Origin of the sequence: Klebsiella sp. HN106 (assembly GCF_051209435.1) — a bacterium.
GTDB classification, from domain to species: Bacteria; Pseudomonadota; Gammaproteobacteria; order Enterobacterales; family Enterobacteriaceae; genus Klebsiella; species Klebsiella oxytoca.
Genome location: NZ_JBLURD010000009.1, coordinates 1 through 19,627, shown reverse-complemented (window position 1 = coordinate 19,627; position 19,627 = coordinate 1). Strand labels below are relative to the sequence as shown.

General features: G+C 56.2%; 19 protein-coding genes and 1 pseudogene. 15 read left to right on the top strand and 5 right to left on the bottom strand.

Annotation, left to right across the window (positions count from 1 at the left end; genetic code table 11):
• Nucleotides 1-51 precede the first annotated feature (51 nt).
• On the bottom strand, nt 52-687 hold the full coding sequence (locus ACSIPU_RS19630) for a TetR/AcrR family transcriptional regulator (RefSeq protein WP_004101129.1): 636 nt from the start codon (nt 685-687) through the stop codon (nt 52-54).
• A 249-nt stretch (nt 688-936) separates the two neighbouring features.
• Between ACSIPU_RS19630 and bhsA the strand changes: the two genes are divergently transcribed.
• A complete protein-coding gene (bhsA, locus tag ACSIPU_RS19625; protein WP_004131427.1) occupies nt 937-1,194 on the top strand; it encodes a multiple stress resistance protein BhsA in 258 nt (85 codons plus the stop codon).
• A gap of 218 nt (nt 1,195-1,412) precedes the next feature.
• Here bhsA and ldtC read toward each other — a convergent pair whose 3' ends face one another.
• Together ldtC and mfd are read right to left on the bottom strand one after the other, a co-directional pair.
• Nucleotides 1,413-2,372 (bottom strand): L,D-transpeptidase LdtC, encoded by a 960-nt coding sequence (gene ldtC, locus ACSIPU_RS19620; RefSeq protein WP_004112192.1) that lies wholly within the window; start codon nt 2,370-2,372, stop codon nt 1,413-1,415.
• Between the two features lie 163 nt (nt 2,373-2,535).
• Nucleotides 2,536-5,982, bottom strand: a complete 3,447-nt coding sequence (gene mfd, locus ACSIPU_RS19615; RefSeq protein ID WP_017146119.1) for a transcription-repair coupling factor — start codon at nt 5,980-5,982, stop codon at nt 2,536-2,538.
• A gap of 39 nt (nt 5,983-6,021) precedes the next feature.
• On the opposite strand from mfd, the pseudogene ACSIPU_RS19610 reads away from it, so the two are divergent.
• The 7 genes and pseudogenes from ACSIPU_RS19610 to ACSIPU_RS19580 form a co-directional block, all read left to right on the top strand.
• Nucleotides 6,022-6,102: pseudogene (locus ACSIPU_RS19610) on the top strand (hypothetical protein); the annotation flags it as partial.
• A 185-nt stretch (nt 6,103-6,287) separates the two neighbouring features.
• Nucleotides 6,288-7,487, top strand: a complete 1,200-nt coding sequence (lolC, locus tag ACSIPU_RS19605) for a lipoprotein-releasing ABC transporter permease subunit LolC (protein WP_017146117.1) — start codon at nt 6,288-6,290, stop codon at nt 7,485-7,487.
• The gene (gene lolD / locus ACSIPU_RS19600) at nt 7,480-8,181 is read left to right on the top strand and encodes a lipoprotein-releasing ABC transporter ATP-binding protein LolD (protein WP_017146116.1); all 702 of its coding nucleotides are present in this window, start codon (nt 7,480-7,482) and stop codon (nt 8,179-8,181) included. Before lolC ends, lolD begins: the two co-directional genes overlap by 8 nt.
• Nucleotides 8,181-9,425: a lipoprotein-releasing ABC transporter permease subunit LolE gene (lolE, locus tag ACSIPU_RS19595; RefSeq protein WP_016807634.1), complete on the top strand. Its 1,245-nt coding sequence runs from the start codon at nt 8,181-8,183 to the stop codon at nt 9,423-9,425. The genes lolD and lolE overlap by 1 nt, the downstream gene beginning before the upstream one ends.
• Before the next feature lie 48 nt (nt 9,426-9,473).
• Entirely contained in the window at nt 9,474-10,385 is a 912-nt protein-coding gene (nagK, locus tag ACSIPU_RS19590) for an N-acetylglucosamine kinase (protein WP_004101137.1), read from the top strand.
• 14 nt (nt 10,386-10,399) lie between these two features.
• Nucleotides 10,400-11,230, top strand: a complete 831-nt coding sequence (cobB, locus tag ACSIPU_RS19585) for a Sir2 family NAD+-dependent deacetylase (protein WP_004101139.1) — start codon at nt 10,400-10,402, stop codon at nt 11,228-11,230.
• A 43-nt stretch (nt 11,231-11,273) separates the two neighbouring features.
• Nucleotides 11,274-11,585 carry a hypothetical protein gene (locus tag ACSIPU_RS19580; RefSeq protein WP_016807637.1) on the top strand — a complete coding sequence of 104 codons (312 nt, stop codon included), beginning with the start codon at nt 11,274-11,276 and terminating at the stop codon, nt 11,583-11,585.
• Nucleotides 11,586-11,674: 89 nt separating this feature from the next.
• Here ACSIPU_RS19580 and ACSIPU_RS19575 read toward each other — a convergent pair whose 3' ends face one another.
• Nucleotides 11,675-12,637, bottom strand: coding sequence for a sugar-binding transcriptional regulator (locus ACSIPU_RS19575; protein WP_004101147.1), 963 nt, complete (start codon nt 12,635-12,637; stop codon nt 11,675-11,677).
• A gap of 41 nt (nt 12,638-12,678) precedes the next feature.
• Nucleotides 12,679-13,473 carry a triose-phosphate isomerase gene (locus tag ACSIPU_RS19570; RefSeq protein ID WP_142472486.1) on the bottom strand — a complete coding sequence of 265 codons (795 nt, stop codon included), beginning with the start codon at nt 13,471-13,473 and terminating at the stop codon, nt 12,679-12,681.
• Between the two features lie 242 nt (nt 13,474-13,715).
• Here ACSIPU_RS19570 and pdxA point away from each other — a divergent pair, with 242 nt between their 5' ends.
• From pdxA to ACSIPU_RS19535, 7 genes are all read left to right on the top strand, one after another.
• Nucleotides 13,716-14,723 carry a 4-hydroxythreonine-4-phosphate dehydrogenase PdxA gene (pdxA, locus tag ACSIPU_RS19565; RefSeq protein WP_004101149.1) on the top strand — a complete coding sequence of 336 codons (1,008 nt, stop codon included), beginning with the start codon at nt 13,716-13,718 and terminating at the stop codon, nt 14,721-14,723.
• Nucleotides 14,724-14,758: 35 nt separating this feature from the next.
• Nucleotides 14,759-16,477, top strand: a complete 1,719-nt coding sequence (locus ACSIPU_RS19560; RefSeq protein WP_016807639.1) for a four-carbon acid sugar kinase family protein — start codon at nt 14,759-14,761, stop codon at nt 16,475-16,477.
• Nucleotides 16,478-16,569: 92 nt separating this feature from the next.
• The gene (locus ACSIPU_RS19555) at nt 16,570-17,589 is read left to right on the top strand and encodes a 2-keto-3-deoxygluconate permease (RefSeq protein WP_004101158.1); all 1,020 of its coding nucleotides are present in this window, start codon (nt 16,570-16,572) and stop codon (nt 17,587-17,589) included.
• A 1-nt stretch (nt 17,590) separates the two neighbouring features.
• Complete coding sequence (locus tag ACSIPU_RS19550; RefSeq protein ID WP_004112203.1) at nt 17,591-17,965, top strand: PTS glucitol/sorbitol transporter subunit IIA; 375 nt, start codon at nt 17,591-17,593, stop codon at nt 17,963-17,965.
• Nucleotides 17,966-17,993: 28 nt separating this feature from the next.
• Complete coding sequence (rpiB, locus tag ACSIPU_RS19545; RefSeq protein WP_004101165.1) at nt 17,994-18,452, top strand: ribose 5-phosphate isomerase B; 459 nt, start codon at nt 17,994-17,996, stop codon at nt 18,450-18,452.
• Between the two features lie 30 nt (nt 18,453-18,482).
• Nucleotides 18,483-19,433, top strand: coding sequence for a transaldolase (gene tal, locus ACSIPU_RS19540; RefSeq protein WP_004112205.1), 951 nt, complete (start codon nt 18,483-18,485; stop codon nt 19,431-19,433).
• 18 nt (nt 19,434-19,451) lie between these two features.
• A partial coding sequence (locus ACSIPU_RS19535) for a hypothetical protein (protein ID WP_172696758.1) occupies nt 19,452-19,627 on the top strand: 176 nt, incomplete at its 3' end.

The following is a 19,627-nucleotide window of genomic DNA, read 5'->3' as shown; positions in this document are numbered from 1 at the left end:
TGTGGGTAAGGCGGGGTGAAACCGGTGGTGCGCCCACCGGTAAAGGAGAAATTAGCGCTGAAGAACCTGGGGCCACAACCGCAGCGTGGTTTCGGCAATTTGCATGATTTTAGTGAAATCGGCGCCTTCGCGGGCGCTGATGGACATCCCCTGCAGTATACAGTTCAGGAACTGCGCCAGCTGATGAACATCGCCGTCTGGCGGCAGTTCGCCGCGCAGCTGCCGCTGCTGGAGAAAATGAGTGAGCGTCTGTTCCTGCATCGCGTGCCGCGACTTCACGGTATTGGCGATATCGGTTGAGGAGGCCGCCAGCGCCGCAGAGGTATTGATCATAAAACAGCCTGCTGGCGTCTCTTTGCTGGTGAAGCAGGTCGCGACGGCGGTGAAATAATCGCGCAAGGCCCGATCGACGGTTTTCTCGTCGTCAAACAAAAGCGCCTCATGCCTGGCGGCAAAACGCGAGATGTAGCGATCCAGCACCGCCCGAAACAACCCCTCTTTATTCACGAACTCGGCATAAAGCGTTGGCGCTTTTGCGCCCGTCGCCTCGACTAGATCGGCGAGAGAGGTGGCTTCATAGCCGTGCTGCCAGAAGAGTGTCATGGCCTTATCCAGCGCCGCTTCCCTGTCGAACACTTTAGGTCGGCCACGGCTTTTTTTCGTGCAACTTTGAACGTCAGTTGTCATGGTGCCGCTGTACCTGTGTTGGTGTGTTGAAGAAGCATTATAAAAATAAAGCTGATGGGCTGCCAGCGATGCAGGCCTAAAAATAAATAATTCATATATGTATGAATTTTAAGCTGTTTGTAAATAGTTAAACGAACGTTATAAAAATAGTTTGACGTGTGATGTGGATCACATTATTATTTACCTATCGATCGTTAAGTAAATGCGTTCGTCCCTACAAAAATATTCATCTGCACAGGTTTAATAATCATGAAAAATGTTAAAACATTAGCCATCGCCGCTGTTCTCAGCTCGCTCTCTTTCGCCAGCTTTGCCGCTGTTGAAGTTCAATCCACTCCGGCAGGCCAGCATAAAATCGGTACCGTTTCCGCCTCTGCTGGTACCAACCTGGGTTCTCTGGAAGATCAGCTGGCGCAAAAAGCGGAAGAGATGGGTGCAACCTCTTACCGTATCACTTCAGTAACCGGTCCAAATACCCTTCACGGAACCGCGGTTATCTATAAGTAATTTAGCACCACCCCTGTTTTGCCACTGACCACGCGCGGTTCTGACCCCCTTCAGTTGACCGCGCGAAGTAAGAAGTAAGTTATTCCCTGCTGAGACGCGGCGCCCACCCCTTTATAGCGCCGCGAAACGCAGTAAAGCTGTACTCTGTTTGATTATTGCCATAAAAAAACCGCCTCAGTGAACTGAAGGCGGTTTTTTTACGTCCGTTAGCGGATGAACTATAGCGACTGTTCGCTGGCCCGAGGGTGACGGGTCACATCAACCGGCATACCGGAGCGCAGCATCATTGCACGTTCCATCACTTCGGTATCGGTCAACTGCGCCTGTTTGAAAGCCTGCATGCTGTCAGTGAGCGTAATCGGCAGGGTCTGCGGATCGTCGTCAATATGCTTTGACAGCGGCTGGTGCACTTCTACCAGACGGGTACCGTTCGGCTCAACGGATACCTTAATGGGCGTATTGATTATCGTCACTCGGGTGCCCGGGCTAATTTCATTGTACAACGCTTTGATATCATCATCGCGCAGACGAATACAGCCGGAGCTTACGCGCATGCCGATACCGAAATCGGCGTTGGTGCCGTGTAGCAGGTAGACGCCGCCGTACGCTGCCAGACGAATGGCGTGGTGGCCCATCGGGTTATCCGGCCCGGCGGGCATAACGGCAGGCAGGTCAATGCCCATCGCCTTATAGCGGGCGCGAATATTGGCCGTAGGCGTCCAGGTCGGGTTGGCGCGTTTGTCGGATACGGTGGTGACCATCGTTGGGGTGATGGTATCACCGCCGAGCTGGCCGATGCCGATAGGGTACACGGTCACTTCATTTTTGCCCGGCGGATAGTAATAGAGACGAAGTTCGGCCAGATTCAGGACTAATCCTTCCCGCGTTGCATCGGGCAACAGCGTTTGCAGCGGGATGGTCAGTACGCTACCGGCTCGCGGAACGTAAGGATCCACGCCGGGGTTCGCCTGAAGCAGGGCCAGAAAACCGACGTTGTACTTCTTAGCGATCGCTTCCAGCGAGCCGCCGTTATTCTCGACCACGTGGAACTGGTTCTGCCCGACCAGACGGCTGCCCGGAGGCGGCAGGGGCCAGGTATTGGCGCGAGCGGGCAGCGCCAGCGCGGCGGCGATAGCCATCATCCCCAGCCAGAAAGAAAGTCGCGAAAAGCTCTTCATTACCTTAATTCCATATTAAGTAAGCGGTTATTTTTATACGAAAAGTCCCTGAGATTATGGTCGAAAGAGTGTGTGGAAGTGCAGAGGGATTGCAAACTGTTTGTAAATTTTGCCGAATATGAGGGGGCCGGGATACGACGCGCGGATCGTATCCCGGGCACCGTTAAGCGGTGGCGTTCTCTTCCAGCTGAAGCATAAACTGGCGCACCCAGTCCATCCGCGTTTTACGCTCGGCGAGGTCCTGCGTAAATTTGAGGCGCGTCGGGCCATCCAGTCGATAGTGCTGCGGCTGCTTCTGCAGCAGGCCAATCAGCCACATCGGATTAACGTTATTCTTCTCGTTAAACTCAATGGTGCCGCCTTTTTCATTGCTCTCAAGCTTGCGGATCCCCAGCTTCTGCGCCTGCTGGCGCAGCCGGGCGATATCGAGCAGATTCCGGGCCGGATCCGGCAGCAGGCCAAAGCGATCGATAAGTTCGACTTTGATCTCCTCCAGCTCATTCTCACTCTTCGCGCTGGCAATGCGTTTGTAGAACGACAGGCGAGTATTCACATCCGGGATAAAGTCGTCTGGCAGCAGCGACGGCATCCGTAGCTCAACTTCGGTTTGCTGGCTGGTGAGATCTTCCAGCGAGGGCTCGCGCCCGGCCTTCAGCGCGTCAACGGCGTTTTCCAGTAGCTCCATATAGAGGGAGAAGCCGATGGTTTCCATAGAACCGCTCTGATCTTCGCCCAGCAGCTCGCCCGCGCCGCGAATTTCGAGGTCATGGGTCGCCAGCGCAAAGCCAGCGCCGAGATCTTCCAGCGATGCAATAGCCTCAAGGCGTTTTTGCGCATCGGGGGTCATCGCTTTCGGATGCGGCGTCAGCAGCCAGGCATAGGCCTGATGGTGCGACCGGCCAACGCGTCCGCGTAGCTGATGCAGCTGAGCCAGGCCGAAGTGATCGGCACGCTCAATAATAATGGTGTTCGCCGTGGGTATGTCGATCCCGGTTTCGATAATGGTGGTACAGACCAGCACGTTAAAACGCTGGTGATGGAAATCGTTCATCACCCGCTCGAGCTCGCGCTCGCGCATCTGTCCATGACCGATGGTAATGCGCGCTTCCGGCACCAGCTCCGCCAGCCTCTCGGCGGCTTTCTGGATGTTTTCCACGTCATTATAGAGGTAGTAAACCTGGCCGCCGCGCAGCACCTCACGCAGGATCGCCTCGCGTACCACCAGCGCGTCATATTCGCGCACGAAGGTTTTGACCGCCAGACGGCGGGCGGGCGGCGTGGCGATGATCGAAAGATCGCGCATACCGCTCATCGCCATATTCAGCGTGCGCGGAATAGGCGTCGCGGTCAGGGTCAGGATATCGACGTCGGCGCGCATTGCCTTGATGCGCTCTTTGTGACGCACGCCAAAGCGGTGCTCTTCATCAACAATCAGGAGACCGAGATCGCGCAGCTTAACGTCCGGCTGCAGCAGTTTATGGGTGCCGATAAGAATATCGATTTTTCCTTCCGCGACTTGCTCAAGGATCTGCGCCTGCTCTTTGGCGCTGCGAAAGCGCGAAAGCATCTCAATACGCACCGGCCAGTTAGCAAAGCGATCGCGGAAGTTATCGAAGTGCTGCTGGGCGAGCAGGGTGGTTGGCACCAGCACCGCCACCTGCTTATGGTTTTCGACCGCCAGGAAAGCGGCGCGCATCGCCACTTCCGTTTTGCCGAAGCCAACATCGCCGCACACCAGACGGTCCATCGCCAGAGGCTGGCACATATCGCTCAGGACGGCGTTAATAGCCTGCGCCTGGTCGGGCGTGGTCTCGAACGGGAAGCTGTCGCAAAACAGCTGATACTGCTGTTTATCATGTTTAAACGCATAGCCGGCTTTCGCCGCGCGCTGGGCATAGATATCCAGCAGCTCGGCGGCCACGTCGCGCACTTTCTCGGCCGCTTTCTGCCGCGCTCGCGCCCAGACGTCGCCGCCCAGTTTATGCAGCGGCGCATTCTCTTCCGCCCCGCCCGCATAGCGGCTAATCAGATGCAGTGAGGACACCGGGACGTACAGTTTGGCGTCGTTGGCGTAGGTCAGCATCAGGTATTCGCCATTAATGCCGCCCGCTTCAAGGGTCGTCATTCCGGCATAGCGCCCAACTCCATGCTCAAGATGCACCACCGGCTGACCGATATGCAGCTCCGCCAGGTTACGAATCAACGTATCCGGATTGATGGTGCGGCGTGAATCCTGACGACGGCGGGCAACGCGCTCGCCCAGCAGGTCGCTTTCGCAAATCAGCGCCAGGTTGCGCTGGCTATCAATAAAGCCATGCTCGGCGGCGCCGATCATCAAATAGCGGCCGTTACCCGTCGCCTCTTCAAGACGCAAAATATGCTTTGGCGCGATCTTGATGCGGGCCAGCATTTCACCGAGTGCTTCGCGGCGTCCCTCGCTCTCAACCGAGAAAATCACCGGCCCGCTAAAGGATTCGAGGAATCGGCGCAGGTTATCCAGCGGCGCTTTGTTCTGCGCCTGAATCGCCAGCTCGGGTAATTTTTGATAGCCGAGATTGGTATTAGCGGCCTTCTCCGCCAGGCGTTCGGTTTTGAGCTGCACGCGCGGCCATTTTTTCAGCTCGCTGAACAGTTCATCGCTGCGCAGCCACAGCTGCTCCGGCGGCAAAAGCGGACGCATCGGATCAACGCCGCGATTTTCAAAGCGAGCGCGGGTTTCATTCTGGAAGCGTTCGGCGCTGGCTTCGAGATCGCCGGTGTTGACGATCAGCGTTTTCGCCGGGAAATAGCTGAACAGCGGCGGCAGCGGTTCGTTAAAGAACAGAGGCTGCCAGTATTCGATCCCCGCAGGCAGCGTGCCTTTACTGACCTGCTGATAAACATGCTCGGCGTCGCGCTTAACCTCGAAGCGGTCGCGCCACTGGCTGCGAAACAGCTCGATAGCGGCCTGGTCGGTCGGAAATTCGTGCGCCGGAAGCAGGTTGATACTGGCGACTTCCTCCAGCGTTCGCTGGCTGTCGACGTCGAACAGACGCAGGCTATCGATCTCATCATCAAAAAAATCGAGACGGTAGGGCTGCTCGCTGCCCATCGGGAACAGATCAAGCAATGCGCCGCGCGTGGCGTACTCGCCGTGCTCCATGACCTGATCGACGTGACGATAGCCGGCGCTATCCAGCTGCGAGCGCAGCGCATCCCGCGACAGCCGCTGGCCTTTTTTCATCACCAGCGCGTGGCCGTGGAGGAAATTATGCGGACAGACGCGCTGCATGAGAGTGCTGACCGGGACGATCAGCACGCCGCGTTCCATGGTCGGGAGCTGGTACAGGGTGGCGAGACGTGAAGAGATAATATCCTGGTGCGGAGAGAAGCTATCGTAGGGGAGCGTTTCCCAGTCCGCCAGGCCTGCTACCATGCTGTCGGTAAACTGCCTGATTTCATCATTCAGACGCAGGGCGTTCTGCATATCGGGGGCTATCAGTACCACCGGGCCGCCGTGGCGCTCGGCCATTTCAGCCACCAGAGTGGCGCAGGCCGCGCCGGTCAGTTCGCCAAGCTGGCGCTGATCGCCGGCTTTAACCGGCAGAGAGTATCGGTATTGTTCAGGCATAGACGGTATCATGATCTCTTGAGGATTCGCTCTGCCGATATGGAGGGCAACTCGCTGATATTCAATAGTCTGATTATCAGCGATCGACCAGGATTCGCCAACCCGTATCGCAAATGTCATGTTACGGACGGAAATGTAACGAACTCCGATAAGCGTAAAGTTAAATAACGACTTATGTTTCTATGTTGTTGTTTATATTGATTTTTTACTGATTTTGCCAATAAAATCTACAGGTTTCAGTCATTTACGCTGCTCATAATCGCTTATATACTCGGACATCGGCTATCAGCAATCAGATGGATTACATGTATCAACCTGCCGCACTTTTTATCGGCCTTCGCTATATGCGCGGGCGCGCAGCCGACCGCTTCGGTCGTTTCGTCTCCTGGCTTTCCACTATTGGCATTACGCTTGGCGTGATGGCGCTGGTGACCGTTCTTTCGGTGATGAACGGCTTTGAGCGCGAGCTGCAAAACAACATCCTGGGGCTGATGCCGCAGGCCATTCTCAGCGCACAGCAGGGGTCTATAAACCCGCAAAAACTGCCGGAAAGCACAGCCAGACTACAGGGCGTCACCCGCGTGGCGCCGCTGACCACCGGCGATGTGGTGCTGCAAAGCGCCCGCAGCGTAGCGGTTGGCGTGATGCTCGGCATCGACCCGGCGCAAAAAGATCCATTGACCCCTTATCTGGTTAACGTGAAGCAGAGCGATCTGCAGGCCGGAAAATATAACGTCATCCTGGGTGAGCAGTTGGCAGGGCAGTTGGGGGTCAACCGCGGCGATCGGATCCGCGTGATGGTGCCTTCCGCCAGCCAGTTTACCCCGATGGGGCGGCTTCCCAGCCAGCGCCTGTTCAACGTGATCGGTACCTTTGCCGCCAGCAGCGAAGTCGATGGCTATCAGATGTTGACCAATATCGACGATGCTTCTCGCCTGATGCGTTACCCCCAGGGGAACATTACCGGCTGGCGTCTGTGGCTGAATCAGCCTCTGCAGGTCGACACGCTCAGCCAGCAGAAACTGCCGGAAGGCACCAAATGGCAGGACTGGCGAGAGCGAAAAGGCGAACTGTTCCAGGCCGTGCGGATGGAAAAAAATATGATGGGCCTGCTGCTGAGCCTGATTATCGCCGTGGCCGCCTTTAACATCATTACTTCTCTGGGCATGATGGTGATGGAAAAACAGGGTGAAGTGGCGATCCTGCAGACCCTCGGCCTGACGCCGCGGCAGATCATGCTGGTCTTTATGGTCCAGGGGGCCAGCGCCGGGATCGTCGGTGCGCTGCTCGGCGCCGGGCTGGGCGCGCTGCTTGCCAGCCAGCTCAATAATTTGATGCCGATTATCGGCGCGTTCCTAGACGGCGCCGCGCTGCCGGTGGCTATTGAGCCGCTGCAGGTCATCGTCATTGCCCTCGTGGCCATGGCGCTGGCATTACTCTCTACGTTGTATCCTTCATGGCGCGCTGCCGCCACTCAACCCGCTGAGGCTTTACGTTATGAATAAGATCCTGCTGCAATGCGACAACCTGTGCAAACGCTATCAGGAAGGCACCGTGCAGACCGACGTGTTGCACGATGTCAGCTTCAGCATTGAAGAGGGCGAGATGATGGCGATTGTCGGTACCTCCGGTTCTGGCAAAAGTACGCTGCTGCATCTGCTGGGCGGGCTGGACACGCCAACCTCCGGTGACGTTATCTTTTCCGGCCAGCCAATGAGCCGGCTCTCCGCCGCCGCCCGCGCCGATCTGCGCAATCGCGAACTGGGCTTTATCTATCAGTTTCACCATCTGCTGCCGGATTTCACCGCCCTGGAAAACGTAGCGATGCCGCTGCTGATTGGTAAACAGAAGGCGGCGGATATCGAGCGTCAGGCGAAAGCGATGCTGCGCTCTGTTGGGCTTGAGCACCGTAGCGATCACCGTCCTTCGGAGCTCTCCGGCGGCGAGCGTCAGCGCGTCGCGATTGCCCGCGCGCTGGTGAATAAACCGCGCCTGGTGCTGGCGGACGAGCCCACCGGTAACCTTGACGCCCGCAACGCCGACAGCATTTTTCAGCTGCTTGGCGAGCTGAACATCGCCCAGCGTACCGCCTTCCTGGTGGTGACGCACGACCTCCAGCTGGCAAAACGCATGAGCCGCCAGCTGGAGATGCGCGACGGGCGCCTGACAGCCGAACTCTCCCTGATGGGGGCTGAGTAATGGCTTCTCCGTTATCGTTATTAATTGCTCTGCGCTTTAGCCGTGGACGGCGGCGCGGTGGGATGGTGTCGCTGATTTCGGTTATCTCGACCATCGGTATCGCGCTGGGCGTGGCGGTGTTGATCGTTGGCCTGAGCGCGATGAACGGCTTCGAACGCGAGCTCAATAACCGCATTCTGGCGGTGGTCCCGCACGGTGAAATTGAGCCGGTAAACCAGCCGTGGAACAACTGGAACGAGGCGCTGGCGAAGGTTGAGAAGGTCAAAGGCATCGTTGCCGCGGCGCCTTATATTAACTTCACCGGGTTGGTGGAGAGCGGCAGCAACATGCGCGCAATTCAGGTGAAAGGCGTCGACCCGCAGCAGGAAAGTCGTCTCAGTTCGTTACCCAACTTTGTGCAGAACAATGCGTGGGCCAGCTTTAAAGCCGGCGAGCAGCAGGTGATCCTCGGTAAGGGCGTTGCCGATGCGCTGCACGTCAAGCAGGGCGACTGGGTGTCGATCATGATCCCTAACTCCGATGCCGAGCACCAGCTGCTGCAGCCAAAGCGCGTCAGGCTTCATGTTACCGGCATTTTGCAGCTCAGCGGCCAGCTCGATCATAGTTTTGCCATGATTCCCATGCAGGATGCGCAGCAGTACCTGGATATGGGCAGCAGCGTGACGGGGATCGCTATCAAAGTGACCGACGTGTTTCATGCCAATACGCTGGTACGCGATGCGGGCGAAGTGACCAACAGCTACGTTTACATCAAAAGCTGGATCGGTACCTACGGCTATATGTACCGGGATATTCAGATGATTCGCGCCATTATGTATCTGGCGATGGTGCTGGTGATTGGCGTGGCCTGCTTTAATATCGTCTCGACCCTGGTGATGGCGGTGAAAGATAAAAGCGGCGATATTGCGGTGCTGCGCACGCTTGGCGCAAAAGACGGGCTGATCCGCGCGATTTTCGTATGGTATGGTTTACTTGCCGGTTCGGTAGGTAGCCTGATTGGCGTGGCTATTGGCATTATCTGCGCATTTAAGCTGACCGCAATCATTAACGGTATTGAGGATCTGATCGGGCATAAATTCCTCTCCGGCGACATCTATTTTATTGACTTCCTGCCGTCTGAACTGCACTGGCTGGACGTCGTTTACGTGCTGGTGACGGCACTGTTGCTGAGTTTGCTGGCCAGCTGGTATCCCGCCCGCCGCGCCAGCCGCATTGACCCGGCGAGGGTGCTGAGTGGCCAGTAATTTATCGTCATGGTCGGCGTTGCCGATCGGTAAAGAGGAATGGCTGAAATGTACTATGGATTTGACATTGGCGGCAGCAAAATAGCGTTGGGCGTATTTGATAACGCGCGGCGGCTGCAGTGGGAAAAACGCGTCGCCACGCCAAAAGAGAGCTATGAAGATTTTTTGCAAGCGGTAGAAGCGCTGGTGGCGGAGGCCGACCAGCGCTTCGGCTGTCAGGGTTCGGTGGGCATCGGTATTCCCGGCATGCCGGAGACGGAAGACGGTACGCTATATGCCGCCAACGTCCCTGCCGCCAGCGGCAGACGGCTGCGGGCCGATCTGAGCGAGCGGCTGGGGCGCGATGTGCGGCTTGATAACGACGCCAACTGTTTTGCCCTCTCCGAAGCGTGGGACGACGAATTTACCCAATACCCGCTGGTGATGGGGATGATCCTCGGCACCGGCGTTGGCGGCGGGCTGGTGCTTAACGGTAAATCGATTACCGGGCATCGCTATATAACCGGCGAATTCGGCCATATCCGCCTGCCGGTGGATGCGCTGGAAGTCGTAGGGCGCGATTTCCCGCTTACGCGCTGCGGCTGCGGCCAACTGGGCTGCATTGAAAACTACCTTTCCGGACGCGGCTTTGCCTGGCTGTACCACCATTTTTACCAACAATCCTTAACCTCACCCGAGATCGTCGCGCTCTGGCAGCAGGGCGACGCGAAGGCGCGCGAGCACGTTGAGCGCTACCTCGATCTGCTGGCGGTGTGCCTGGGCAATATTTTAACGATTGTCGACCCGGATCTGCTGGTGTTGGGCGGGGGATTGTCTAACTTTACAGCAATAACCGAAGGGCTGGCGCAGCGCCTGCCGCGACATCTGCTCCCCGTTGCCAGCGTGCCGCGCATCGAACGCGCGCGTCATGGCGATGCGGGAGGTATGCGCGGTGCGGCCTTCCTTCATCTGACTCATTAACGACAGAGGTAGCTATGCAGTCGCGCCGCTTACATCGATTAAGCCGATTTCGCCGCAATAAGCGTCGGTTACGAGACCGTCTGCGTCAGCGGATTTTCTTCGGCGAAGATAAGGAGACACCTGAAACGATGGAAAAACCAAGAGTCGTGGTGCTAACCGGCGCGGGTATTTCGGCGGAGTCGGGAATTAAAACCTTCCGCGCCGCCGACGGCCTGTGGGAGGAGCATCGGGTAGAAGACGTCGCCACGCCGGAAGGGTTCGCCCGCGACCCGGCGCTGGTGCAGGCGTTTTACAACGATCGCCGTCGTCAGCTGCAAAGCCCGGACATTGCGCCCAATGCGGCGCATCAGGCGCTGGCGCGGCTGGAAGAGAGACTGGGTGACCATTTTCTACTGGTGACCCAGAATATCGATAATCTGCACGAGCGCGCGGGCAACCGTCGGGTGATCCATATGCACGGCGAGCTGCTGAAGGTGCGCTGTTCGTGGAGCGGCCAGGTGGTGGCGTGGACCGGTGATGTGACGACGGAAGATAAGTGTCACTGCTGCCAGTTTCCCGCGCCGCTGCGCCCGCACGTGGTGTGGTTCGGCGAGATGCCGCTGGATATGGATGAAATCTACCTGGCGCTGGCGGAGGCGGATATCTTTATCGCCATCGGTACTTCCGGGCACGTTTATCCGGCGGCAGGGTTTGTCCATGAAGCGCGGCTGCAGGGCGCCCACACGGTTGAGCTAAATCTCGAACCAAGCCAGGTAGGCAGCGAATTTGCCGAGAAACACTATGGCCCGGCAAGCGAAGAAGTGCCGCGCTTTGTGGAAAAGCTGCTGAAACAGCTGGCCGGGTAGACGCAACCTCACCAATACCGCGTTACGGAAAACAGGAGTGGCTATGGATAGCCCATTAGCACTATCTGCTGCGATATTTTTGGCCGCAGTGGGGGTTGGCCTGTGGAGTCAGTATGGCCTGCCTCGTCTTTCTGATAGCAGAAATATTCTGTTCATCCTCTCTCTTATTCTCGGCGTCGTATCCGCGGCTTCCTGCCTGTTTCATCTGCTGTTTCTGATGATTGAGGGCCAGAGCGCGCAGGGCGGTTCGGCGTGGTTCGGGCCGCTTATCGTGCTGGGCGCGTTGTGGAAGCCGCTGAATGATATTGCGGGCAAGCTTGATGCTGTCTTAACGAAAAATCAGGGCAAGAAATAATCCCGGCTTTTGCCACCGCCCGGAAAAAGCGTACGGCAATCGCCTGGGCAGGCCGCTCATGAAATTCAGGACGCCTCGGCGCCCTTTATTCATAGCGCCTTCTGCATATTGATCACCGCCCGGGCATTAGATGCGCTGGTGGCCAGCACATCAATTACGCCGGTGCGCAGCGCGCCGAGGATCGCCGTTGCCTTGGTGCTTTCCGAAGCAATGGCGATCACGCACGGGATGGCGCGAAGCTGTTCAAGGCTCAGGCCGATAACCCGATCGTTCATCACCGTATCAACCGGTTTACCCTGAATATTGAAAAAACTATAGCCAGCGAGATCGCCCACTACGCCCTGTTCCTGGCGCGCGGTCGCAATTTCCTGTGGGGAGAACCAGCCGAGCTGCACCATAAAGCTATTTTCGTTCATATCGCCAAGGCCAATGATGGCTACATCCGCCTTGCTTGCCTGTTCGAGCGTGGCTTTAATCAGCCGGTTTTGCATAAACGCTGAGCGCAGTTCCGGCGTTTCGACATAGGCCGGGGCGTACAGCGTTTCGCTAAAACCGTTGAATTTACGCGCCAGGTTTCGACTGATGTGATCGGCATCGATCAGCTGGTTGTCGCGCTTGGTGCCGCCGATACCGCAAATAAAGCGACAGTTGCGCTCTGGAAAGATCCCCACGTGGTTGGCCACGGCGGCGACGTTGCGACCCTGCCCGACGGTCACGGTCATATCGCTTTTGAGGATCCCGGCGAGATAGTTGCTGACCAGCGCCGCGACCTGCTGGCGCTGTTCATCCTCGTCGTGATGGTCCAGGGCGATAAGCGCGCGCTTGATGCCGAAATGGGAGATAAACTGCTGCTCAATCTGGGAGCTAAAGACCGGGTGGTATTTCACGCTGATCTCGACAATCCCTTCGTGGCGAGCTTTTTTCAGCAACCGACCGACCTTAATGCGTGAGATCCCAAAGCGTTTTGCAATCTCTTCCTGGGTTTGCTCCTGATCGTAATAGGCCACGGCAATTTCTGTCAGCAGCGCATAATCTGAGTCTTGTTCAGTCATAGTTATCGCCTGGTGTTTCCATCTTTGATGTCTCCCTAATACTACTGCGCCTGAAGAATAAATTCCTCTGTAACGCGTTGAACAATGTCGCAATAGCCGTTGGCATCCCATGCCGCGCGGCCAATAAACAGTCCGTTAACGTCATCCTGCTGAAGCAGTTCTACGGCATTTTGCCGATTGACGCTACCGCCGTACAGCAGGGGAATGCGCTGTCCGATTTCTTCGCCGAAGGTCTCGCATAACGCCTGACGCAGCGCCCGGTGGATCTCTGCGGCCTGCTCCGGCGTCGCCGGCGTGCCGTGTTCGCCGATAGCCCATATGGGCTCATAAGCAACCAGAGTGTGTAAAACCTGCTGTTCATTCAGGCCATAAAGCGCGATTTTCATCTGCCGCACTACCGTTTCCCGTGAGACCTGCCAGCGTTTTTCATCGGCGCTGTCGCCGATACAGATCAGAGGTCGAAGGCCGTGGCGCAGGGCGCGATGCACTTTTTGGTTAATGGCGGCGTCGGATTCATTGAACGCGCCGCGACGCTCGGAGTGACCAAGCTCGACCAGGGAGGCGCCGGTTTCAGCCAGCATGGCGGCGGAAATTTCACCGGTCCAGGCGCCGTTTTCCGCTTCATGCATATTCTGCGCGCCGGTCAGGCAGGGGATCTGATGCTGCTGTAGATACTGGCTGACGGGATAAATGGCGGTGAAAGGGGGAATAATAAACGGCTGGATTTTCGGATGCCTCACCTGCGGTAACCGCTGCGCCAGCGTTTCACAAAAGGCCATGGCTTGCGATAACGGTTTATTCATTTTCCAGCTGGTTCCTAACCAGATTTGTTCCATCTTGTTCTCCATAATAGGTAAATCAATAGCTTGTCGTGAAATGGCTTTCGCTTATGAGAGAGATTGAACTTTTTATCACCCAATGAACATATGTTAGATCACATTTTTTTATAAAATAAATCTATGGATTTTTTTATGTGATCTAAATCACTAATAACCTCTCAATCATCAGGTAATGTTTTGAGCATATGATTCACTATTGAACATATGAACAAACCGAACTTCACTACGAGAGGTCCACGATGTCACAAGAGAAAAAGCCCGTTGTCGCACTTACCATTGGCGATCCTGCCGGGATTGGTCCGGAGATTTCAGTCGCGACGATGATGGAGAAAAGCGTCTACGACGAGTGCAAACCTTTTTTGATTGGCTCAGCGCCGATTATCGCCAGAGCAATGAAAATCATGGGCTGTGATTTTCCGATTAACAAAATTAGCCATCCGCAGGAAGCTCGCTTCAGCTGGGGTACGCTGGACGTGCTGGAAACCGGTGAGTATGACTGCGAGAGCATTGAATGGGGCAAAGTGCAGAAGCTGGCGGGGCAGATGTCGCTGGACTATGTGCTGAAATCTATCGAACTGGGGAAAGCCGGCCTGATCGATGTGGTCTCTACCGCGCCGATTCATAAAGAAGCAATCAAGCTGGCGGGATGTAAACTGCCGGGTCATACCGAAATCTATCAGGTTGAAACGCAATCCGATTATGGCCTGACCATGTTCCACGTTCATAACCTACGGGTCTTCTTCGTGAGCCGTCATATGGCGCTTAAAGACGCCTGCGATTACGCCAATAAAGAGCGCGTTCTGGCCTGCGTGCAGCAGATCCACCATGAGTTTACCGCGCTGAATATCAAAAATCCGCGCATTGCGGTAGCCGCGCTGAATCCGCATGGTTCAGACAACGGCCTGTTTGGCCACGAAGAAGCCGATAACCTCATCCCGGCAGTCAAAGCGGCGCAGGAAATGGGGATTAACGCCATCGGCCCGGTGCCGGCAGATTCCGTCTTCCATCTGGGTAAACAGGGGCGCTATGACGCCATCCTCTCGCTTTATCACGATCAGGGGCATATCGCCTGTAAAACCCTCGATTTTGAGCGTTCCGTAACCATTACCTTTGGCCTGCCGTTTATGCGTAGCTCGGTAGACCACGGCACGGCGTTTGATATTGCCGGCACCGGTAAAGCGGGCACCGTCAGTATGCTGGAGTCCACAATGGCCGCGGTGAGCTACTGGAAAATGAAAAACCACTAATCGCTGAGGTTAATGCGAAGCAAAAGGGCAGAGAAATGGAAAAACATCTGTTAATTAGCAAAGGCTGTAAGGGCTGGGGCGGGCCGCTGACCATTAATATTAGCCAGGCGAAAAAGATTGCTTATATCACCGGGGGGATTTGTCCCCCGGTTGTTGAGCGCCTGAGCGAACTGACCGGCTGGCCTTCCGTCGACGTATTTAAAAACGGCGAGCCGCCGGAAGAGGAGATCGGTCTGATGGTTATCGACTGCGGCGGCACGCTACGCTGCGGTCTCTATCCCAAACGCGGTATTCCGACGATTAACCTCCATCCCACCGGTAAAAGTGGTCCGCTGGCGGAGTTTATTCATGAAGGGATCTACGTCTCCGGCGTGACGCCAGCCTGTATTGAAATGATCTGGCCGCAGGGGGAAGGCGGTAAGCTGGGGATCGTGGCCGACGATCTGACCGGTGCGACCACCGTCGGGGTGCTGCTGGCGCGTAGCGGGTTAAAAACCGCCGCATTCTTCGATACTGAATCCTTCGCCCGCAATGAGGTGGAGTATCCGGCGATGGTCGTCAGCAGCGACAGCCGTCCTTTGCCGAAAGCGGAAGCCCAGCAGCAGGTCAGCGCCGCGGTGAAGCAGCTGCAGGCGCGCGGCGCGCACTACTTTACCAAGCGTATTGATACCACGCTGCGCGGCGGCATCGGCTTTGAAATTGATGCCATGCTGGAACAATTGCCGCTGGAAACGGTTGCCGTCGTCGTGCCGGCGATGCCGCAGTCGCGGCGTATTCTGGTTGGCGGCTATTCGGTAATTGACTCCGTCGCGCTTTCGCGAACCGATGTCGCACGCGATGTGCGTACTCCGGTTACCGAATCCTGGGTGCCGGGATTGCTGGCGGCGCAGACCCATCATCAGGTCGGGCATATCGCGCTGGCGTCGGTAATGAAAGGCGAGGAGCAACTGCAGCGGGATCTCCAGGAACAGCAGCAGCGCGGCGTGCGGGTGATCGTCGTCGATGCGATTACCGTTGACGATGTCGATGCGATTGCCGGGGCGGTGGTGGCGCTGAACTGGAACGTGCTGGCGGTCGACCCGGGGCCTTTTACCGAGCGGCTTGCGGTCCGTCGTGGCCTGATGCGGGAAGCGCGCAGCAGCGCAACAGCGTCGTCAGGGGCGGAAAACCCGCGCGGTTCGATTCTGGTGGTTGCCGGTAGCGCCACGCCGGTGACCAAAAAGCAGCTTCAGTACCTGATCGCTAATGATGAAAGAGTGTGTCACATCCCTGTTGATGCCGAACTGCTGGTTGACAGGAAAAACGCCGCTGAAATCGAAGTGAATCGCGTGGTGCAGCATGCCCGGCAGTGCGTGCCGGCGCAGCAGAACGCTATCTTCGTTTTTGAATCCGCGTTAACCGGGCGGCTGCTGAATCTTCAGGAAGAAGAGCAGCGCTTTGGGCTGGTCCACGGACAGGCTGCGGAAAATATTAACCAGGGACTGGGGAATATTGTTCGTGAAGTGCTTAACTGCGCAGCCGGAGAAATTAAAGGCCTGTATATGACCGGCGGCGATACGATGGTAAATGTTCTTAAAGAGCTTGGCGCTACCGGCATTGAAATGATCGACTACGTGATACCGCAAACCGATATGGTGCGTATTATCGGCGGCGATTATGCGGGATTGATTTGCGTCGGCAAAGGCGGTTTAACCGGACCAGAAGATATTATTAGCACGATTGTTGAAAGAATTTATAAAGAAGCGCAGCTATAACCCACAGGTCATATAAATAAAAAGCGACGTAATGGTCGTCCGGGTAGTATTGCGTCGTTATCTCTGTTAAATCATAATTTATGAGTTACCCTATGAACATAAATATATTAGAGAAGATGAATAAGGTGCCAGGCGGTTTAATTATTATTCCGTTGCTCGTGGCGATTCTTATTAATACCTTTGCTCCAGAAGTCTTGGGCATCGGCGGCCCGACGACCGCATTATTCAAAGTCGGTTCCAGCGCAATGATGGGGATTTTTCTGCTGATTTGTGGTACCTCGATCAATATCCGCCAGGCCGGCCTGCCGCTCTATAAAGGCGCGGTGCTGTTGTTGCTGAAATGCCTCGCCGGCGCGCTGGCCGTATGGGTGGCCGGGGCGATGTTTGGCCCCAACGGTTTCCTCGGTATTTCGACCCTGGCGCTGATTGCCTGTTTAACCAGCTCCAACAGCTCGCTATATATCGCGCTGTGCAGCAACTACGGCGATGCCAGCGATGCCGGGGCGATCTCCGTCTTCTGCGTCAAGGATGGGCCCTTTGTTACCATGATGGTGCTGGGGGTCAGCGGCCTGGCCAATATTCCTTTCGCCGCGCTGCTATCGATGCTTATCCCGCTGCTGATTGGTATGCTGTGGGGCAACCTTGATGAGCGTTTCAAACAGCTGTGCGCCGCCGCTCAGCCGCTGATTATCATTATTATGTCGTTTGCCATCGGCGCCAATTCCAGCATTAACACGGTCTTTACCGCCGGACTGTCCGGGATCCTGCTTGGCATTATCTCTGCGCTAACCGGCATTGTGTTCTATTTTATCTACAACCTGTTCCTGAAGAAGAAAACCGCGCTGGGCGCCGCGCTGGGGACAACCGCCGCCAGCTCTGCGCTGACGCCGGCAATGGTGGCTCAGGCCGATCCCTCGCTGGCGATGTACGTGGATGCCGCGACCGCGCAGCTGGCGACGGCGAGCATCATCACCATGATTACCGCGCCGATACTGGTGGCCTGGTTTGATAAGCGTCTGAAAAAGCGCGCGCCGAGGGTTGAACCGGTAAAAGAAGAAACCAGTGAAGAGAAAGTGACATTATCTTCGCCTGCCACCAAAGGGAACAAATAATATGACTGCGCCGTTGTATTCATTACTTATCACGGCTGTCGGGAAATATGTCAAAGACTATCTACAGGAGCATCAGCTGATTTTATTTTCTGAATCCGTTCCTGACGATATTGCGATGTATTGCGCCGTACATCAGAGCAGTGAGCTGACAGCTGAATTGGCACCCGGGCAGATAATGAAAATAAATGAGACTATTTATCGAGTCACGGCGGTAGGTGGTGTTGCAACGGCAAATTTAAAACAGCTTGGCCATATCACTTTAAAATTTGATGGCGCTGCCACCGCTGAATTACCGGGGATGGTGCATCTCAATGGTGACGTCCCCCAGAATATTCAGCGTGGCGACCAAATCTTTTTCTATCCGGAACTAAATTAAGACGTACAGCTAAATTAAGGAAATTATCATGAAAACAATCGCTATTGGTGCGGATGATGCCGCCTATGCTTTTCGCGACGCTATCGTCGCTTATCTGAATGGGCAGGGAATTAAGGTCGCGGATTACAGCAGCGATAAACGCCAGGGCAGCATGGTCTACCCGGATGTTGCCCACGCGGTGGCAATGTCAATAAAGCAGGGCGAGCACGATCGCGGCATCCTGATTTGCGGCACCGGTATTGGAATGAGCATTGTGGCGAATAAAGTGCCGGGGATACGAGCCGCCCAATGCCACGATACTTTCTCCGCCGAGCGGGCGCGCAAAAGTAATAACGCGCAGATTATCACTCTTGGCGCGCGCGTGATTGGCCCGGAGCTGGGCAAAAAAATTATTCAGGCCTGGCTTGAATCCGAATATGAAGGCGGCGGCTCCGCGTCAAAAGTGGAGCGTATCGACTATTACGAACACCAGCATGCCAGAGATTAATATCCGCAGTCGTAATATAAGGAACAGACTATGAGCCAGTTAGACGAACTGAAAAAATACACCACGGTGGTTGCCGACACCGGCGATATCGAATCGATTAAAAAATTTGCCCCGCAGGATGCGACTACCAACCCTTCACTGGTGCTGAAGGCCGCGCAGCTCCCGCAGTATCAGGCACTCATTGCCGACGCCATCGGCAAGGCGCGTCGGCAGGGCGGCAGCCCGGAAACGCAGCTTATAAACGCCTGCGATCAGGTGGCGGTGGATATCGGTACCGAGGTGCTGCGTCATGTGCCCGGGCGTATTTCTACCGAAGTCGATGCCCGTTTTGCCTGGGATCGCGGGATGTGCGTGTCGAAGGCGCGCAAGCTTATTCAGATGTATGAAAAGAACGGCGTCGGGCCGGAACGCATCCTCATCAAACTTGCCGCCACCTGGGAGGGGATTCGCGCCGCAGAGGAGCTGGAACAAAGCGGTATCAACTGTAACCTGACCCTGCTGTTCTCCTTTGCCCAGGCGCGGGCCTGCGCCGAAGCCGGCGTCTTTTTAATCTCGCCGTTCGTAGGGCGTATTTACGACTGGTATCAGAAAAACCAACCGCAGTCGGAGTATCAGGTCGACAGCGATCCGGGCGTGGTTTCCGTGCGCCAGATTTATCAGTACTACAAATCGCACGGCTACGACACCGTGGTGATGGGGGCCAGCTTCCGCCGTATCGAGCAGATCCAGGCGCTGGCAGGTTGCGATCGCCTGACTATCTCCCCGGCGCTGCTTGATGAACTGGCCGCCAGTGAAGGGACGCTGAGTCGCCAGCTGGCGCCCGGCTGCGTGACGGAAACCCGCCCCAGCCCGATGACTCAGGCGGAGTTCCTCTGGCAACATCATCAGGATCCGATGGCGGTGGAAAAACTGGCGGAAGGTATCCGCCTGTTCGCGGTCGATCAGGTCAAACTGGAAAATCAGATTCAGCAGATGCTGTAAGGGCAGGAAAAGAGACTTATGAATACCACAAAAACCACCCGCAGCCTGTGCGCCAACGCGCTGCGAGCCCTGAGCATGGACGCAGTACAGAAAGCCAAATCCGGCCACCCGGGTGCCCCGATGGGTATGGCTGACATTGCCGAAGTCCTGTGGCGTGATTTCCTGAACCATAACCCGCAGAACCCGTCCTGGGC

What these genes read in the sequence shown, in the direction of transcription:
- lolE (WP_016807634.1), top strand. Translation starts at nt 8,181, where the DNA reads ATGGCTTCTCCGTTATCGTTATTAATTGCTCTGCGCTTTAGCCGTGGA.
- ACSIPU_RS19570 (WP_142472486.1), bottom strand. Translation starts at nt 13,473, where the DNA reads ATGGAACAAATCTGGTTAGGAACCAGCTGGAAAATGAATAAACCGTTA.
- rpiB (WP_004101165.1), top strand. Translation starts at nt 17,994, where the DNA reads ATGAAAACAATCGCTATTGGTGCGGATGATGCCGCCTATGCTTTTCGC.
- ACSIPU_RS19550 (WP_004112203.1), top strand. Translation starts at nt 17,591, where the DNA reads ATGACTGCGCCGTTGTATTCATTACTTATCACGGCTGTCGGGAAATAT.
- ACSIPU_RS19630 (WP_004101129.1), bottom strand. Translation starts at nt 687, where the DNA reads ATGACAACTGACGTTCAAAGTTGCACGAAAAAAAGCCGTGGCCGACCT.
- tal (WP_004112205.1), top strand. Translation starts at nt 18,483, where the DNA reads ATGAGCCAGTTAGACGAACTGAAAAAATACACCACGGTGGTTGCCGAC.
- lolD (WP_017146116.1), top strand. Translation starts at nt 7,480, where the DNA reads ATGAATAAGATCCTGCTGCAATGCGACAACCTGTGCAAACGCTATCAG.
- pdxA (WP_004101149.1), top strand. Translation starts at nt 13,716, where the DNA reads ATGTCACAAGAGAAAAAGCCCGTTGTCGCACTTACCATTGGCGATCCT.
- lolC (WP_017146117.1), top strand. Translation starts at nt 6,288, where the DNA reads ATGTATCAACCTGCCGCACTTTTTATCGGCCTTCGCTATATGCGCGGG.
- bhsA (WP_004131427.1), top strand. Translation starts at nt 937, where the DNA reads ATGAAAAATGTTAAAACATTAGCCATCGCCGCTGTTCTCAGCTCGCTC.
- cobB (WP_004101139.1), top strand. Translation starts at nt 10,400, where the DNA reads ATGCAGTCGCGCCGCTTACATCGATTAAGCCGATTTCGCCGCAATAAG.
- nagK (WP_004101137.1), top strand. Translation starts at nt 9,474, where the DNA reads ATGTACTATGGATTTGACATTGGCGGCAGCAAAATAGCGTTGGGCGTA.
- mfd (WP_017146119.1), bottom strand. Translation starts at nt 5,982, where the DNA reads ATGCCTGAACAATACCGATACTCTCTGCCGGTTAAAGCCGGCGATCAG.
- ACSIPU_RS19560 (WP_016807639.1), top strand. Translation starts at nt 14,759, where the DNA reads ATGGAAAAACATCTGTTAATTAGCAAAGGCTGTAAGGGCTGGGGCGGG.
- ldtC (WP_004112192.1), bottom strand. Translation starts at nt 2,372, where the DNA reads ATGAAGAGCTTTTCGCGACTTTCTTTCTGGCTGGGGATGATGGCTATC.
- ACSIPU_RS19580 (WP_016807637.1), top strand. Translation starts at nt 11,274, where the DNA reads ATGGATAGCCCATTAGCACTATCTGCTGCGATATTTTTGGCCGCAGTG.
- ACSIPU_RS19575 (WP_004101147.1), bottom strand. Translation starts at nt 12,637, where the DNA reads ATGACTGAACAAGACTCAGATTATGCGCTGCTGACAGAAATTGCCGTG.
- ACSIPU_RS19555 (WP_004101158.1), top strand. Translation starts at nt 16,570, where the DNA reads ATGAACATAAATATATTAGAGAAGATGAATAAGGTGCCAGGCGGTTTA.